Origin of the sequence: Pseudomonas sp. LS-2 (assembly GCF_003605735.1) — a bacterium.
GTDB lineage: Bacteria > Pseudomonadota > Gammaproteobacteria > Pseudomonadales > Pseudomonadaceae > Aquipseudomonas.
In genome coordinates, this window is record NZ_QXTJ01000045.1 from 218,583 (window position 1) to 233,679 (window position 15,097).

Sequence of the window (15,097 nt, forward strand, 5' to 3'; positions counted from 1 at the left end):
CCTAATTAGAAATAACCCTGACGTTTCTTTTCTTCCATGGAGCCAGCGCCATCGTGATCGATGACTCGGCCTTGGCGCTCGGAAGTTCGCGTCAGGAGCATTTCCTGAATGATGTCGGTGAGACTGGTGGCCTCGGACTCGACAGCGCCCGTCAACGGGTAGTCGCCAAGTGTGCGGAAACGGACCTTCTTCTTGACGATGCGCTTCTTGTCCTCATCGGACAGGTGATTACGCAGACGATCGTCGTCGATCATGATCCAGGTGCCGTTCATTTCGATGACTTCACGCTCGGCGGCGAAGTACAGAGGAACGATCGGGATGCCTTCAAGGTAGATGTACTGCCAGATGTCCAGTTCGGTCCAGTTGGACAGCGGGAAAACGCGGATCGACTCGCCTTTGTTGACGTTGCCGTTGTACACGTTCCACAGCTCTGGGCGTTGGTTTTTCGGATCCCAGCGGTGCTTGCTGTCGCGGAAGGAATACACGCGCTCCTTGGCACGGGATTTCTCTTCATCGCGACGGGCGCCACCGAAGGCAGCATCGAAGCCGTGCTTGTCGAGGGCTTGCTTGAGGCCTTCGGTTTTCATGATATCGGTGTGCTTGGCGCTGCCGTGGGTCAGCGGGTTGATACCCTGCGCGACGCCGTCCGGGTTTACGTGCACGATCAGGTCCAGGCCCATGTCCTCGACCATCTGATCGCGGAAACGATACATTTCCTGGAATTTCCAGCGGGTGTCGACGTGCATGACCGGGAATGGAAGCTTGCCCGGGAAAAACGCCTTGCGTGCCAGATGCAGCATCACGGCAGAGTCTTTACCGACGGAGTACAGCATCACCGGGTTATCGAACTCGGCGGCGACCTCGCGGATGATGTGGATGCTTTCCGCCTCCAGCTGTTTCAGATGCGTCAGTTTGTCGACCATGGTTACTCACGGGATAACGTACTTTTATGGAGAGCCTGCGGGCTCTATCGAGCGAGGCACTTTATCATGGGCCTTGATTCTAATCAGCGGCGCGGATAGATCGAAACGGTATAACCATATAGCTCAGACTTTGGACCGGACATCGAGCTCATATCGGATTCGGGCAATCGATAAAAAGGTGCTCGAGCGCGAAACGCCTCGCCAGATAGTCGCCCAGTGCCTGGACACCATACCGCTCGGTCGCGTGATGCCCCGCCGCGATGAAGCTGATGTCGTTTTCTCGGGCGCTGTGAAATGTCTGCTCAGACGCTTCGCCGCTGAGGAACAGATCGACACCCGCCAGAATGGCCTGATCAATGTAGCCCTGCCCGCCCCCGGTACACCAACCGACTCGACGAATCATCTCACTGCCCTCGATCAGTAAAGGCTCCCGGCCCAGCGCTGACTGCACCCGATGGGCAAAGTCTCGAGGTGTCACGGGCTCGGACAAAGAGCCGACCAACCCAATGATGCGGGGGTTATCCGGATCCAGGGGGCCTTCGACGGTGATCTCCAGTTGCCGAGCCAGTTGCACGTTGTTTCCCACCTCAGGATGCAGATCCAGCGGCAAGTGGTAGGCCAGCAGGCTGATGTCATGCTTGAGCAACGTTTTCATGCGGCGCTGCTTCATGCCGGTGATGCAGGGGTTTTCGCCTTTCCAGAAATAGCCGTGATGGACCAGAACGAGGTCGGCGTCGGCCTCGACCGCTGCGTCCAGCAACGCCTGACTGGCGGTGACACCCGAGACGATTCGCTTGACCTGCGGACGGCCTTCGACCTGCAAACCGTTGGGGCAATAATCCTGGACGCGGGCGCTGCCGAGATAGCGGTCGGCCTCTTCGACCAGAGTGCTCAGAGAAACAGCCATAAAAGTCTCCTAAATATGCAGTTCAGACCGCGTCGGTCCTCGTATAATGCCCGCCATTATGGCGCAGGTACGCTGCGTATTTACCTTCAGGACCTTGTTCAATGTTCAAAGCGCTGCGTTTTCTCGGCTGGCCATTGCTCGCTGGTGTGCTAATCGCTTTACTCATAATCCAGCGCTATCCGCAGTGGGTCGGGCTTCCAAGTCAGGACGTCAATCTGCAACAGGCGCCACAGACGGCTCTCATCCAGCAAGGTCCGGTTTCCTACGCAGACGCTGTGAGCAGCGCTGCGCCTGCCGTTGCCAATCTCTATACGACGAAGATGGTCAACAACAAGCCTAACCATCCTCTGTTCGAAGACCCGCAGTTCCGACGTTTCTTTGGGGATAACCTGCCCAAGCAGCGCCGCATGGAGTCGAGTCTGGGCTCTGCGGTGATCATGAGCCCCGAAGGCTATCTGCTGACCAACAACCATGTGACCTCTGGCGCCGATCAAATTGTCGTGGCACTCAAGGATGGCCGTGAAACCGTCGCCCGGGTCATCGGCAGCGACCCGGAAACAGACCTGGCGGTACTGAAGATCGACCTGAAGAACCTGCCGTCCATCACCCTCGGCAGTTCCGACAGCATTCGTATCGGCGACGTGGCGCTGGCCATCGGCAACCCGTTCGGGGTCGGCCAGACCGTGACCATGGGCATCATCAGCGCCACGGGCCGCAACCAGTTGGGGCTGAACACCTATGAAGACTTCATTCAAACCGACGCGGCGATCAACCCCGGTAACTCGGGTGGCGCGCTGGTGGATGCCAACGGCAACCTGACCGGTATCAACACCGCGATTTTTTCCAAGTCTGGCGGCTCTCAAGGCATCGGCTTTGCGATCCCGACCAAGCTGGCACTGGAAGTGATGAAATCGATCATCGAACATGGTCAGGTCATTCGCGGCTGGCTGGGTATCGAGGTGCAGCCGCTGACTCAGGAACTGGCTGAATCGTTTGGTTTGAGGGATCGTCCGGGGATCGTCGTCGCCGGGATTTTCCGCGACGGGCCAGCGCAAAAGGCAGGACTGCAACTGGGTGATGTCATCCTGAGTATCAATGGCGAACCTGCGGGCGACGGACGCAAATCGATGAATCAGGTGGCCCGCACCAAGCCTGCCGAGAAGATCGCGATTCAGGTGATGCGCAACGGCAAGGAATTGAAGTTGATGGCGGAAGTCGGACTGCGTCCCCCGCAGACGCCTGCGCCAGCAGCTGAAGACTAGGATCCAGCACAGCCCCCGGTAGCATTCCGGCTCGCCGGCGGTGACACTCTGAAACCGCCCCCGCCGGCACGCAGTGCGGATACCGAAGCGCACCCACTTGATGACATAAAAAAACCGCCTGCATGAGGCGGTTTTTTTTTGGGGGGGGTGCGCGATTAGCTGTTACAAATCACCCAGCGCGTCGACCAGCGCCTGATTCTGTTCAGGGGTGCCGATGGTGATGCGCAGGAATTGCGCGATCCGGTCCTGCTTGAAGTGCCGCACGATCACGCCCTGCTCCCGCACCTTGGCCGCAAGACCTGCAGCGTCGTGTTCAGGGTGACGGGCAAAGATGAAGTTAGCCGCAGACGGCAGCACTTCAAAACCTTTGCCTTCCAGTTGCGCGACCAGCTTTGCACGGCTGGCGATCACCCGTTTGCAGGTCTTTTCGAAGTACTCACGATCGTCGAATGCAGCGGCGGCGCCGACAATGGCCATGCGGTCTAGCGGGTACGAGTTAAAACTGTTCTTGACCCGCTCCAGGGCCTCGATCAGGTCCGGATGACCGACCGCCAAGCCCACTCGCAAACCCGCCAGAGAGCGCGACTTGGAGAGGGTCTGCGTAACCAGCAGGTTCGGGTAGCGATCAACCAGACTGATCGCCGTCTCACCACCGAAATCGATGTACGCCTCGTCGACGATCACCACGGAGTCAGGATTGGCGGCGAGGATTTGCTCGACCGCCTCCAGCGCCATCAGGCAGCCGGTTGGAGCATTGGGGTTGGGGAAGATGATCCCGCCGTTGGGGCGCTTGTAGTCTTCGACGCGAATCTGGAACTGTTCGTCCAGCGGCACGGCCACGTAGTCGACGCCATAAAGGCCACAGTACACCGGATAGAAGCTGTAGCTGATGTCCGGAAACAGCAGCGGCGCGTCGTGTTTGAAGAAGGCGTTGTAGGCGTGTGCCAGCACCTCGTCCGAACCATTGCCGAGGAACACGCGGTTCGATTCGACGCCGTAGTAACGGGCAACGGCCTGCTTGAGCAGGTCGCTGTTCGGGTCGGGGTACAGACGCAGGTTGTCGTTGACCTCGGCGCGCATCGCTTCGATGGCTTTGGGCGACGGGCCATAGGGGTTTTCGTTGGTATTGAGCTTCACCAGTTTGGTGAGCTTCGGTTGTTCGCCCGGCACGTAAGGCACGAGGTCACGGACAAACGGACTCCAGAACTTGCTCATGCTCACTCGCCTTCCTGTTGGTTGTCGACGATGCGGTATTCCGCACTGCGGGCGTGGGCGGTCAGCGACTCGCCGCGTGCCAGCACCGAAGCCGTCTTGCCCAGTTCTGAAGCACCCTGCTCCGAGCAGAAAATGATCGAAGAACGTTTCTGGAAATCGTAGACGCCCAGCGGTGAGGAGAAACGCGCTGTGCCGGAGGTCGGCAGCACGTGGTTCGGGCCTGCGCAGTAATCGCCCAGCGCCTCGGAGGTATGACGGCCCATGAAAATAGCACCGGCATGGCGAATCTCTGGCAGCCACGCTTCGGGGTCCGCGACCGACAACTCCAGGTGCTCAGGAGCGATGCGGTTGGCGACTTCGATGGCCTGAGTCATGTCGGCGACTTTAATCAGGGCGCCACGACCATTGATCGAGGTGTTGATGATCTCGGCGCGCTCCATGGTCGGCATCAATCTGGCGATGCTCGCTGCAACCTTGTCCAGGAATTCGGCATCCGGGCTGACCAGGATCGCCTGTGCGTCTTCGTCGTGCTCGGCCTGGGAAAACAGATCCATGGCGATCCAGTCCGGATCGGTCTGGCCGTCGCAAACCACGAGGATCTCCGAAGGGCCGGCGATCATGTCGATACCGACTTGGCCGAACACGTGGCGCTTGGCCGTGGCGACATAGATGTTGCCCGGGCCTACGACCTTGTCCACCGGAGGGACGCTTTCGGTTCCGTAGGCCAGCGCAGCCACAGCCTGGGCGCCACCAATGGTGAATACGCGATCGACACCGGCGATGCACGCCGCTGCCAGCACCAGTTCGTTGATTTCACCGCGCGGCGTCGGCACGACCATGACCACTTCGCCCACGCCGGCAACCTTGGCCGGGATGGCGTTCATCAGAACCGAGGACGGGTAAGAAGCCTTGCCGCCTGGCACATACAGACCTGCGCGATCCAGAGGGGTGACCTTCTGACCCAGCACGGTGCCGTCAGCTTCGGTGTAGCTCCAGGAATCCTGCTTTTGTCTTTCGTGGTAGCTGCGCACGCGGTCGGCGGCTTTTTCCAGCGCCTGGCGCTGAGCCGGGGTAATACGGGTCAGTGCGAGTTCCAGTCGCTCACGGGGCAGGATCAGGTCGGCCATCGACGCGACTTCAAGCCCGTCGAAACGCTGGGTGTATTCCACCAGCGCGGCATCGCCGCGTTCGCGCACGTTCTTGATGATGTCCAGCACACGCTGATTGACCGAGTCGTCAGACACACTTTCCCAGCTCAGCAGATGATCCAGATGTCGTGCGAAATCCGGGTCAGCAGCGTTGAGTCGGCGAATGGTGTTGGAAGTCGTCATAGCGTGAGCCTCAATAATTGGCGTTTTTCTCAGATGCCTTGGGATGCAGGTAGCCTAAGCTACCAAGCCATCCGCGCAGGCACCTGAGAAATTTGGCTATGACGCGGATAGCTGGGCGCAACTTCGTTGGAAGTCGCGCGAAACGATCAACCGCGGTGTCGCGACTCGACGGCTGTGCGCAGAGTGTCGATCAGCGACTGGATGCGGGCGTGCTGCATCTTCATCGACGCCTTGTTCACCACCAGCCGTGAACTGATGTGGGCGATCATTTCCTGAGGCTCAAGACCGTTGGCACGCAGCGTGTTGCCGGTGTCGACCACATCAATGATCTTGTCCGCCAGTCCAACCAGCGGCGCGAGCTCCATGGAGCCGTACAGCTTGATGATATCGACCTGACGGCCCTGCTCGGCGTAATAACGCTTGGCGACGTTGACGAACTTGGTCGCCACGCGCAGACGGCCTTTGGGCTCTGCAGCACCGACGGCGCCTGCCGTCATCAGCTTGCACTTGGCGATCTGCAGATCCAGCGGCTCGTACAAGCCCTGGCCGCCGTATTCCATCAGTACATCCTTGCCCGCCACACCCAGGTCGGCCGCACCATGTTCGACATAGGTCGGAACGTCGGTCGCACGTACGATCAGCAGGCGAACATCGTCCTGCGTCGTCGGAATGATCAACTTGCGGCTCTTGTCCGGATTCTCGGTCGGCACGATGCCCGCAGCAGCGAGAAGCGGCAGGGTGTCGTCAAGGATTCGGCCCTTGGACAGTGCGATGGTCAACATGGGAAACGTCAGTCCTTATCAGCAAGCGCGTGTCGGGTCGCAATCGGCGCCCGACAAGCTCTGAGTCGAAACTGCCAACCCAGAGCGAAACGATTCAAAAGGCAAAACCTTCATTCAGCGGCCCCATCACCCGCAGCGTTGCGGACAATGGGGCACTGAGGACTACTAGCCCGGAACGCGACGGATCTTCGCGCCCAACATCTGCAGCTTCTCTTCGATGCACTCGTAACCACGGTCGATGTGATAGATGCGGTCGATCAACGTGTCACCTTCGGCGATCAGCGCCGAAATCACCAGACTGGCCGAAGCGCGCAGGTCGGTTGCCATCACTGGCGCGCCCTTGAGCTTCGAGCAGCCCGTCACGATGGCCGTGTTGCCCTCGACCTGAATCTGCGCGCCCATGCGGTGCATTTCATACACGTGCATGAAGCGGTTTTCGAAGATGGTCTCGATCACGGCGCCCGTGCCTTCGGCAATGGCGTTCAGAGAGATGAACTGCGCCTGCATGTCGGTCGGGAAAGCCGGATACGGTGCAGTGCGCACGTTGACCGCTTTCGGACGCTTGCCGTGCATGTTCAGCTCGATCCAGTCGTCACCGGTGGTGATCTCTGCACCCGCTTCACGCAGTTTTTCGAGAACAGCTTCCAGGATGGTCGGATCGGTGTCCTTGACCTTCACACGGCCACCGGTAGCAGCAGCAGCAACCAGGTAGGTACCGGTTTCGATGCGGTCGGGCATGACGCGATAAGTGGCCGAACCCAGACGCTTTACACCGTCGATGGTGATGGTGTCGGTACCCGCACCGGACACTTTCGCGCCCATGGCGTTGAGGAAGTTCGCCAGATCCACGACTTCTGGCTCACGGGCGGCGTTTTGCAGAACGCTGCGGCCGTTGGCCAGTGCCGCCGCCATCATGATGTTTTCGGTGCCGGTAACGCTGACGGTATCGAAGAAGAAGTGCGCACCCCGCAGGCCGCCTTCTGGCGCCTTGGCCTTGATGTAGCCGCCTTCGACGTCGATGATCGCGCCCATGGCTTCAAGGCCGCGAATGTGCAGATCGACTGGGCGCGAACCAATGGCGCAACCGCCAGGCAGTGCGACTTCGGCTTCACCAAAGCGCGCGACCATCGGGCCGAGTACCAGGATCGACGCACGCATGGTTTTTACCAGCTCGTACGGAGCAACCAGAGTCTTGATGGTGCGAGGATCGATTTCGACGCTGAGTTTCTCGTCGATGATCGGCTCGATACCCATGCGACCGAACAGCTCGATCATCGTGGTGATGTCATGCAGGTGCGGCAGGTTGGCGACAGTCACAGGACCGTCAGCCAGCAACGTGGCTGCGAGAATCGGCAGGGCAGAGTTCTTTGCCCCGGAGATGCGGATTTCGCCATCAAGACGAATACCGCCAGTAATAATCAATTTGTCCATTAGAGTCTCGACGCCAATTTGGCTCAGGTTCGCTCGGCCCATGCAGCGCGGCTGAAAAATTTCATGGTGACCGCATGGATGCTGCCATCGGCGATCCATGGGTTCAAATGCGTATAGATCTGCTGCTGGCGCTTGACCGGACTTAGTGTAGCCAGTTCGTCGCTGATCACGTTCAGCTGGAAATTGCAGCCTTCGCCTTCAACTTCGACCTGGATTTCTGGCAGCTTACCTTCAAGGAAGCTTTTAACTTCTACGGCCTGCATGCTTAACCTCAATCGGCGCCCTGTGCGCGCGGGTCGGCCATCATACAAAAAAGCCCTCTCGTTGCGAACCCTACTTTATAGGACCCGGACGAGGGGCTTGATCGGATACGGCAATCAATGTTGTTCGAACAGCTCGGTCAGACCCGATACCTGTGCGATTTCTTTCATGTCTTCGGGCAGCGCACGAATACTAATCGACTTGCCTGCGGCCTGGGCGTCGCGCATGAAACCCAGCAGCAGGGCAAGGCCCACACTGCTGGATTTCTCAACCTGCGAGCAGTCGAGCACCAGAGCCGGCGCATCACTGGCCTTGATCAGCCCGGCGCCCTGCTGGCGCAGTGTGGGGCCTGTCCGGTAATCCAGCACCCCGAACAGCTTCAACTCACCGCCGCCCGCTGCCGTGATGCGTGCATCACTCATTTGACGACCTTGTCAGGTGAGTTCTCGGTGGCGTCCTTGGCCTTCGCGACTTCGCCAGCCCAGCCGTCGATGGTCTTGTCCAGGTTGTTGCCGTTGCGCTGCATCGCGTCAGCGAACTGATCGCGGAACAGCTTGCCGATGTTGATGCCATTGATGATGACGTTCCGCACTTTCCACTCGTTGTTGATCTTCACGAGGGTGTACGAAACCGGGTAAACGGCGCCGCCGTTGCCCTTGACCGACATATCCACGGAGGTGCGATCAGCGCCTTCTTCCTTGGCAGGAGAAACGGTGATGCCCTGGTTGTTGTACTCAAGCAATGCATTGCCATAGAACTGGATGAGGCTGCGCTTGAAGTTCTCCTGGAAGCGCTGCATCTGAGCCGGCGAGGCATTGCGCGAGTACTTGACGGTCATGATGCTTTTTGAAATGCCATCAGCGTCGATAACCGGGCCGACGATGCCGTTGAGCGCATCGTAGAAAGCCTGAGGATTGGTCTTGTAGCTTTCCTTGTTTGCAGCCAGATCAGCAAGCAGCTGCTTGGTGGTGCTGTCTACCAGATCATGAGCGGACGACGCGGTAGCTGCCGCATTGGCGAACAGTGGCAGAGCAGCCAGCAGCACCAGAAGGCCACGGCGCAGAATCGAGATCATGAAAAAACTCCTCATTTGGCGTCTTTACCCACGGAATTGAGCAGGAATTTACCGATCAGGTCCTCGAGTACCAGAGACGACTGGGTGTCATGGATCGTCCCGCCATCTTTCAACAACTGGTCGTCGCCACCGACACTGATGCCGACGTACTTCTCACCCAGCAAACCTGCGGTGAGGATAGACGCAGTTGAATCCGAAGGCAGATTGTTCACCCGCTTATCCACTTCCATGGTCACTCGCCCCATGAAGGTATCGTGGTCCAGATCGATTGCTGTGACCTTGCCGATGGTCACACCGGCCATGGTCACTTTCGCTCTGACAGTCAAACCGGCGATATTGTCGAAATTTGCGTAAAGTTTATAACTGTCGTTGGTCGTGCTGGCGCTCAGACCGCTGACCCGCAGGGCGAGCAAGAGCAAAGCCAGGATCCCGGCCAGCAGGAACAGGCCGACACCGGTTTCGAGGGTGCGGTTTTGCATCAGAAGTCTCCAAACATCAAGGCGGTCAAAATAAAGTCCAGGCCCAGTACGGCCAATGAGGCGTAGACCACGGTCTTGGTCGTGGCGCGACTGATCCCCTCGGAAGTGGGGTCGCAGTCATAGCCTTGAAACACGGCGATCCAGGTGACGACAAACGCGAAGACAACGCTTTTGATGACACCATTGATTACATCGTCAGAAAAAGAAACGCTGTTCTGCATGTTCGCCCAGAACGAGCCTTCATAAACGCCCAGCCAGTCGACCGCTACCCATGAACCGCCCCAGATGCCGACCACGCTGAAAATGATGGCAAGCACTGGCAGCGAAATGAATCCCGCCCACAGACGAGGGGCGACGATGTATTTCAATGGATCGACGCCAATCATCTCCAGACTGGAGAGTTGCTCGGTGGATTTCATGTTGCCGATTTCAGCGGTCAGTGCCGAGCCTGCCCGGCCCGCGAACAGCAGCGCCGTGACCACGGGCCCCAGCTCACGCAGCAGCGTCAGGGCAACCATTTGCCCGACCGCCTGCTCGGAGCCGTATTTGGCCAGGATGCTGAAACCCTGCAGAGCCAGAACCATGCCGATGAACACGCCGGAAACGACGATGATCGCCAGGGACATGACGCCCACCGAATAGAGCTGGCGAACCAGCAACTGGAAACCGCCGCCGATTCCGCCTCGCCCCATTAGGGCATGAACCAGAAAAATCCCCGAACGCCCCAATACTGCAACAATATCGATCGCTGAGCGCCCCATCAGGCGCACACGATCCATCAATGACTTTCTGCGCATCAGCGCTTCCCCAAAAGATCTTCGCGATAATCCGGTGCCGGATAGTGGAAAGGCACAGGGCCGTCTGGATCCCCTGTCATGAACTGACGTATGCGCGGATTATCCGACTGCATCAGCTCCTGCGGCGTGCCCTGCCCCAGCACCTGCCCGTCGCCCACCACATAGAGATAGTCGGCAATGCTGGCGGTCTCGGCCAGATCGTGGGAAACCACGACACTGGTGATACCCAGCGCATCGTTGAGCAGGCGGATCAGGCGCACCAGAACCCCCATTGCGATCGGATCCTGCCCAACAAAGGGTTCGTCATACATGAGGATCTGAGGATCGAGCGCGATGGCCCGAGCCAGCGCCACGCGACGCTTCATGCCGCCGGACAGTTCGTCAGGCATCAACTCGACCGCACCGCGCAATCCTACGGCCTGCAGTTTCAGCAGAACGATGTCGCGGATCATGTCCTCAGGCAACTGGGTATGGACACGTAGCGGGAACGCCACGTTTTCGAAAACGTCGAGATCGGTGAACAGCGCACCGCTCTGAAACAGGACACCCATCTGTTTGCGAGCATCGAAAAGATCACTGCGCGAAAGCTTGGGCAGGTTCTGGCCATTGACCCAGACTTCGCCACTGCTCGGACGCAGTTGTGCTCCCATCAGTCGCAGCAACGTGGTTTTACCACTGCCTGACGGCCCCATGATGCCTGTAACCTTGCCCCGGGGGATGCGGATGTCCACATTATTGAAGATGCTGCGCGTACCGCGTTTGAAGGACACGCCCTTCAATTCGACCGCGTAGGCGTTATCGGCACTCATCTAATCTCCTTGCGATACAGCCTGTCTCTCAGATGCTGCGTCCTTGAAGAACGACACACTGTCTGGCGGGGCCGAACAAGCGGCGAACTATAACACCGCTCCCGTACCACGCCAAAGCTCCAACGCAGCGAGTGTTGATCACGCAAGGAAATGTCGCTGCCAGCCACCTGTTTTCGCATCAGAACCGTCAATTGCCGCGCATGAACTGAAGGACCGACAGCATCCATTAAACAAACAGCGACGATGAAGCGTGAGGGTTTTCAACATTGCCGTTATAATCGCCGCCTTTTCACCAGACCGACCCTATTTTGACATGACCAACGCCCGCGACCTGATTGAATCGGCACAGCGCACCATTCGCCTTGAAATAGAGGCAGTGGAAGGCTTGCTCGCCCATATCGACGCAGATTTCGTTAGTGCCTGCGAGATGATCCTGGCCAGCAAGGGCCGTGTCGTCGTCGTTGGCATGGGCAAATCCGGGCACATCGGCAAAAAAATCGCCGCCACGCTGGCAAGTACCGGCACACCCGCCTTCTTCGTGCATCCGGCCGAAGCCAGTCACGGCGACATGGGCATGATCACCAGCGGCGACGTCATTCTGGCCCTGTCCAACTCGGGCACCACGGCAGAAATCGTGACGCTGCTGCCACTGATCAAACGCCTGGGCATCAAACTGATCAGCCTCACCGGCAACCCTGAGTCGACACTGGCCAAAGCCGCCGACGTCAGTCTCAACGCTCGTGTTGAAAAAGAAGCCTGCCCGTTGAACCTGGCCCCGACGTCCTCCACCACGGCAGCACTGGCGATGGGCGACGCACTGGCGGTGGCCCTGCTCGATGCGCGCGGCTTCACCGCCGAGGACTTCGCATTTTCCCACCCCGGTGGTGCACTGGGCCGTCGCCTGCTGCTGAAAGTCGAGCACGTCATGCACACCGGTACCGAGTTGCCACAGGTCGCCCGAGGCACACTCTTGCGCGACTCCTTGATGGAAATGACCCGCAAGGGGCTGGGCATGACCGCCATTGTCGAAGCAGACGGGCGTCTGGCGGGGATCTTCACCGACGGTGATTTACGTCGCACACTGGACCGCCCAGTCGACATTCGTCAGGCTGTCATTGACGAGGTCATGACGGTGCATGGCAAAACCGTGCACCCGGAAATGCTCGCGGCCGAGGCCCTGAAGATCATGGAAGACCACAAGATCGGCGCATTGATCGTGGTCGACGAGAACGACCGCCCCGTGGGCGCGTTCAACCTCCAGGACCTGCTGCGCGCAGGAGTGATGTAATGAGCATCGATATGAACGAACTGATGCAACGTGGCAAACAGATCAAACTGGCAGTCTTCGACGTCGATGGCGTGCTGACCGATGGTCGACTGTACTTCCTGGAAGACGGCGGCGAGTTCAAGACTTTCAACGCGCTCGACGGTCAGGGCATCAAGATGCTGATCAATTCTGGTGTCGTCACGGCCATCATCAGCGGACGCAAGACCCCCGTCGTTGAGCGTCGCGCCAAAAACCTGGGGATTGCCCATCTTTATCAGGGCCGCGAAGACAAACTGGTCGTGCTCGACGAACTTCTCCAGCACTTGAACCTAAGCTATGAACAGGTTGCCTATCTGGGGGACGACCTGCCTGACCTGCCAGTGATACGCCGCGTCGGTCTTGGCATGGCTGTCGCCAATGCAGCGGGCTTCGTCCGCCAGCACGCACATGGCACCACGCAGGCACGCGGCGGCGAAGGCGCTGCCCGGGAATTCTGCGAGTTGATCCTGAGTGCTCAGGGCAACCTCGAAGCGGCCCACGCCGCCTACTTATAGAAGCGCACTTATGCTTAGCAAACGATTTCGAACATTTCTGATTTGCGGTGTGCTGGCCCTGTTGCTCGCTGCGGCCGGCTACTGGAACATCAACCCGGAAAGCTTCATGGACCAGCCAAGGGCGTCGTCGGATGAGAGCGCCATCGATTACTATGCGCTGAACGCCCACAGCATCCAGTACCTGCCGGACGGCGCCATGCAGTACGACATGACCTCAGACAAGCTGGAACACCTGAAGGCCACCGACGTGACCCTGATGACCAACCCGGTCTTGCAGATGTTTCGTGGCTCGGAGTTCCCGTGGCACGTGCAGAGCTTGCGCGGCGAGGTCTCTCCAGGCGGAGATCAGGTCGAACTGATCGACAACGTTCGCATCAACCGCACCGACGAAAAGAACCGCACTACCATCATCACCAGCACTCGCATGACGGTCTTCCCTCAGAAGCAATATGCGGAAACCGCTCAACCCGTTAGAATCGACGGCTTTAATGGTGTGAGCACGGGTACGGGTATGAAAGCCTATCTAAAAGACAGCAGGATACACCTGCTATCGAACGCAAGAGGACAGTATGAGGCTCCTTAAAACCCTCCCTATTTTGCTCGGCCTGAGCGCAGCACTGGGAAGCGTGAGCGCCTGGGCACTGCCAAACGATCAGGATCAGCCAATCCGCATTCAGGCAGACGATGCCCAGCTGGACGACAAGCAAGGCATCGCCACCTATACCGGCAACGTGATCATCATTCAGGGTTCGATGAAGGTTACCGGCAACACCGTGACCATGACGCGCACCCCTGCGGGCGACATCGACGTCGTGACTGCGGTAGGCAACCTGGCCTACTTCGAGCAGGTGCAGACCGCTGGCGACCCGAAACCCGTTCAGGGCTGGGGCGTGACGATCCAGTACCATGCGCCGCAAAACCGCATCGTGCTGATCGACAAGGCGAAGGTGATCGACAAGGACAACAACACCACGCAAGGCGAAAAAATCGTCTATGACACGGTCAGGAAGCTGGCCAGCGCCGGTCGCGCCACTGGCAGCAAGGTGACGGAAAGCCGTCCTCGTGTCGACATGGTGATCCAGCCGAAAAAGAAAACCGACCCGCAGAAGGCCCAGTAATGGCGACGCTGAAAGCCCAACACCTGGCCAAAGCCTACAAGGGCCGGCAGGTCGTGCGTGACGTCAGCCTGTCTATCGACAGCGGTCAGATCGTCGGCCTTCTCGGGCCGAACGGTGCTGGCAAGACTACGTGCTTCTACATGATCGTCGGCCTGGTGCGAGCCGATCAGGGCCGCGTCCTGATCGACGAACAGGACGTCAGCCATCAGCCCATGCACGGTCGCGCCCGCGCCGGTATCGGCTACCTGCCTCAGGAAGCGTCGATCTTCCGCAAGTTGTCGGTTTCGGACAACATCATGGCCATCCTCGAGACCCGCAAGGAGCTTGACCGCGCCGGACGTCGGAAGGAGCTGGAAAGCCTGCTGCAGGAGTTCCACATCACCCACATCCGCGACAACCTGGGCATGAGCCTTTCCGGTGGTGAACGACGCCGTGTCGAGATCGCCCGCGCCCTCGCCACCTCGCCGAAATTCATTCTGCTGGACGAACCGTTCGCAGGCGTCGACCCGATCTCCGTGGGCGACATCAAGCAGATCATCTACCATCTCAAAGCAAAGGGCATCGGCGTTCTGATCACCGACCACAACGTCCGCGAAACCCTGGACATCTGCGAAACCGCCTACATCGTCAACGATGGGCAGCTCATTGCAGAAGGCGATTCTGAAACGATCCTGGCCAATCAGCTGGTCAAGGAAGTGTACCTCGGCCACGAGTTCCGCCTGTAAATGTGTTGATGACAAGGGGTTGGCAGGCGAACGCACCATGCGCCTCATCGCCAACCTCGTATTAATTGTCATCACACCCTAGGCAAACACTCCGGTTTCAGGCATATAATTTGCTTAAGTTGGCGCCTCGGCGCCCTAGTAGTGGATGGCGCGCATGTGCG

18 protein-coding genes are annotated in these 15,097 nt (G+C 58.9%); 6 read left to right on the plus strand and 12 right to left on the minus strand.

Annotated features, from left to right (window positions below):
• Positions 1–5 precede the first annotated feature (5 nt).
• The gene (gene cysD, locus D3M70_RS29545) at positions 6–923 is read right to left on the minus strand and encodes a sulfate adenylyltransferase subunit CysD (protein WP_074753879.1); all 918 of its coding nucleotides are present in this window, start codon (positions 921–923) and stop codon (positions 6–8) included.
• Positions 924–1,071: 148 nt separating this feature from the next.
• Positions 1,072–1,830 carry a Nif3-like dinuclear metal center hexameric protein gene (locus tag D3M70_RS29550; protein ID WP_120129588.1) on the minus strand — a complete coding sequence of 253 codons (759 nt, stop codon included), beginning with the start codon at positions 1,828–1,830 and terminating at the stop codon, positions 1,072–1,074.
• 101 nt (positions 1,831–1,931) lie between these two features.
• Here D3M70_RS29550 and algW point away from each other — a divergent pair, with 101 nt between their 5' ends.
• Positions 1,932–3,092, plus strand: a complete 1,161-nt coding sequence (algW, locus tag D3M70_RS29555) for a Do family serine endopeptidase AlgW (RefSeq protein WP_120129590.1) — start codon at positions 1,932–1,934, stop codon at positions 3,090–3,092.
• A 162-nt stretch (positions 3,093–3,254) separates the two neighbouring features.
• Here the strand turns inward: algW and hisC are convergent, their stop codons facing one another.
• From hisC to D3M70_RS29605, 10 genes are all read right to left on the minus strand, one after another.
• The gene (hisC, locus tag D3M70_RS29560) at positions 3,255–4,307 is read right to left on the minus strand and encodes a histidinol-phosphate transaminase (RefSeq protein ID WP_120129591.1); all 1,053 of its coding nucleotides are present in this window, start codon (positions 4,305–4,307) and stop codon (positions 3,255–3,257) included.
• Positions 4,308–4,309: 2 nt separating this feature from the next.
• Positions 4,310–5,638, minus strand: coding sequence for a histidinol dehydrogenase (gene hisD / locus D3M70_RS29565; protein ID WP_120129593.1), 1,329 nt, complete (start codon positions 5,636–5,638; stop codon positions 4,310–4,312).
• A gap of 146 nt (positions 5,639–5,784) precedes the next feature.
• Entirely contained in the window at positions 5,785–6,420 is a 636-nt protein-coding gene (gene hisG, locus D3M70_RS29570) for an ATP phosphoribosyltransferase (protein ID WP_074753869.1), read from the minus strand.
• Between the two features lie 165 nt (positions 6,421–6,585).
• Complete coding sequence (gene murA / locus D3M70_RS29575) at positions 6,586–7,851, minus strand: UDP-N-acetylglucosamine 1-carboxyvinyltransferase (RefSeq protein ID WP_120129594.1); 1,266 nt, start codon at positions 7,849–7,851, stop codon at positions 6,586–6,588.
• 23 nt (positions 7,852–7,874) lie between these two features.
• Positions 7,875–8,114, minus strand: coding sequence for a BolA family protein (locus D3M70_RS29580; RefSeq protein WP_062384295.1), 240 nt, complete (start codon positions 8,112–8,114; stop codon positions 7,875–7,877).
• 114 nt (positions 8,115–8,228) lie between these two features.
• The gene (locus D3M70_RS29585) at positions 8,229–8,534 is read right to left on the minus strand and encodes a lipid asymmetry maintenance protein MlaB (protein ID WP_120129596.1); all 306 of its coding nucleotides are present in this window, start codon (positions 8,532–8,534) and stop codon (positions 8,229–8,231) included.
• On the minus strand, positions 8,531–9,187 hold the full coding sequence (locus D3M70_RS29590; protein WP_120129598.1) for a phospholipid-binding protein MlaC: 657 nt from the start codon (positions 9,185–9,187) through the stop codon (positions 8,531–8,533). The genes D3M70_RS29585 and D3M70_RS29590 overlap by 4 nt, the downstream gene beginning before the upstream one ends.
• Before the next feature lie 11 nt (positions 9,188–9,198).
• Positions 9,199–9,666 (minus strand): outer membrane lipid asymmetry maintenance protein MlaD, encoded by a 468-nt coding sequence (gene mlaD / locus D3M70_RS29595; RefSeq protein ID WP_120129599.1) that lies wholly within the window; start codon positions 9,664–9,666, stop codon positions 9,199–9,201.
• Positions 9,666–10,463: a lipid asymmetry maintenance ABC transporter permease subunit MlaE gene (mlaE, locus tag D3M70_RS29600; RefSeq protein ID WP_120129601.1), complete on the minus strand. Its 798-nt coding sequence runs from the start codon at positions 10,461–10,463 to the stop codon at positions 9,666–9,668. The genes mlaD and mlaE overlap by 1 nt, the downstream gene beginning before the upstream one ends.
• Complete coding sequence (locus D3M70_RS29605; protein ID WP_120129602.1) at positions 10,463–11,272, minus strand: ATP-binding cassette domain-containing protein; 810 nt, start codon at positions 11,270–11,272, stop codon at positions 10,463–10,465. Before D3M70_RS29605 ends, mlaE begins: the two co-directional genes overlap by 1 nt.
• 313 nt (positions 11,273–11,585) lie before the next feature.
• Here D3M70_RS29605 and D3M70_RS29610 point away from each other — a divergent pair, with 313 nt between their 5' ends.
• Genes D3M70_RS29610 through lptB form a run of 5 tightly spaced genes read left to right on the plus strand, consistent with a single transcriptional unit; the run spans position 11,586 to position 14,936 of the window.
• A complete protein-coding gene (locus D3M70_RS29610; RefSeq protein WP_120129604.1) occupies positions 11,586–12,560 on the plus strand; it encodes a KpsF/GutQ family sugar-phosphate isomerase in 975 nt (324 codons plus the stop codon).
• On the plus strand, positions 12,560–13,093 hold the full coding sequence (locus D3M70_RS29615) for an HAD family hydrolase (protein ID WP_120129605.1): 534 nt from the start codon (positions 12,560–12,562) through the stop codon (positions 13,091–13,093). Before D3M70_RS29610 ends, D3M70_RS29615 begins: the two co-directional genes overlap by 1 nt.
• Before the next feature lie 10 nt (positions 13,094–13,103).
• Positions 13,104–13,676, plus strand: a complete 573-nt coding sequence (gene lptC / locus D3M70_RS29620; protein ID WP_120129607.1) for an LPS export ABC transporter periplasmic protein LptC — start codon at positions 13,104–13,106, stop codon at positions 13,674–13,676.
• A complete protein-coding gene (gene lptA / locus D3M70_RS29625) occupies positions 13,663–14,211 on the plus strand; it encodes a lipopolysaccharide transport periplasmic protein LptA (RefSeq protein WP_120129609.1) in 549 nt (182 codons plus the stop codon). Before lptC ends, lptA begins: the two co-directional genes overlap by 14 nt.
• A complete protein-coding gene (gene lptB, locus D3M70_RS29630; RefSeq protein ID WP_120129610.1) occupies positions 14,211–14,936 on the plus strand; it encodes an LPS export ABC transporter ATP-binding protein in 726 nt (241 codons plus the stop codon). Before lptA ends, lptB begins: the two co-directional genes overlap by 1 nt.
• The last annotated feature ends 161 nt before the right edge of the window (positions 14,937–15,097 follow it).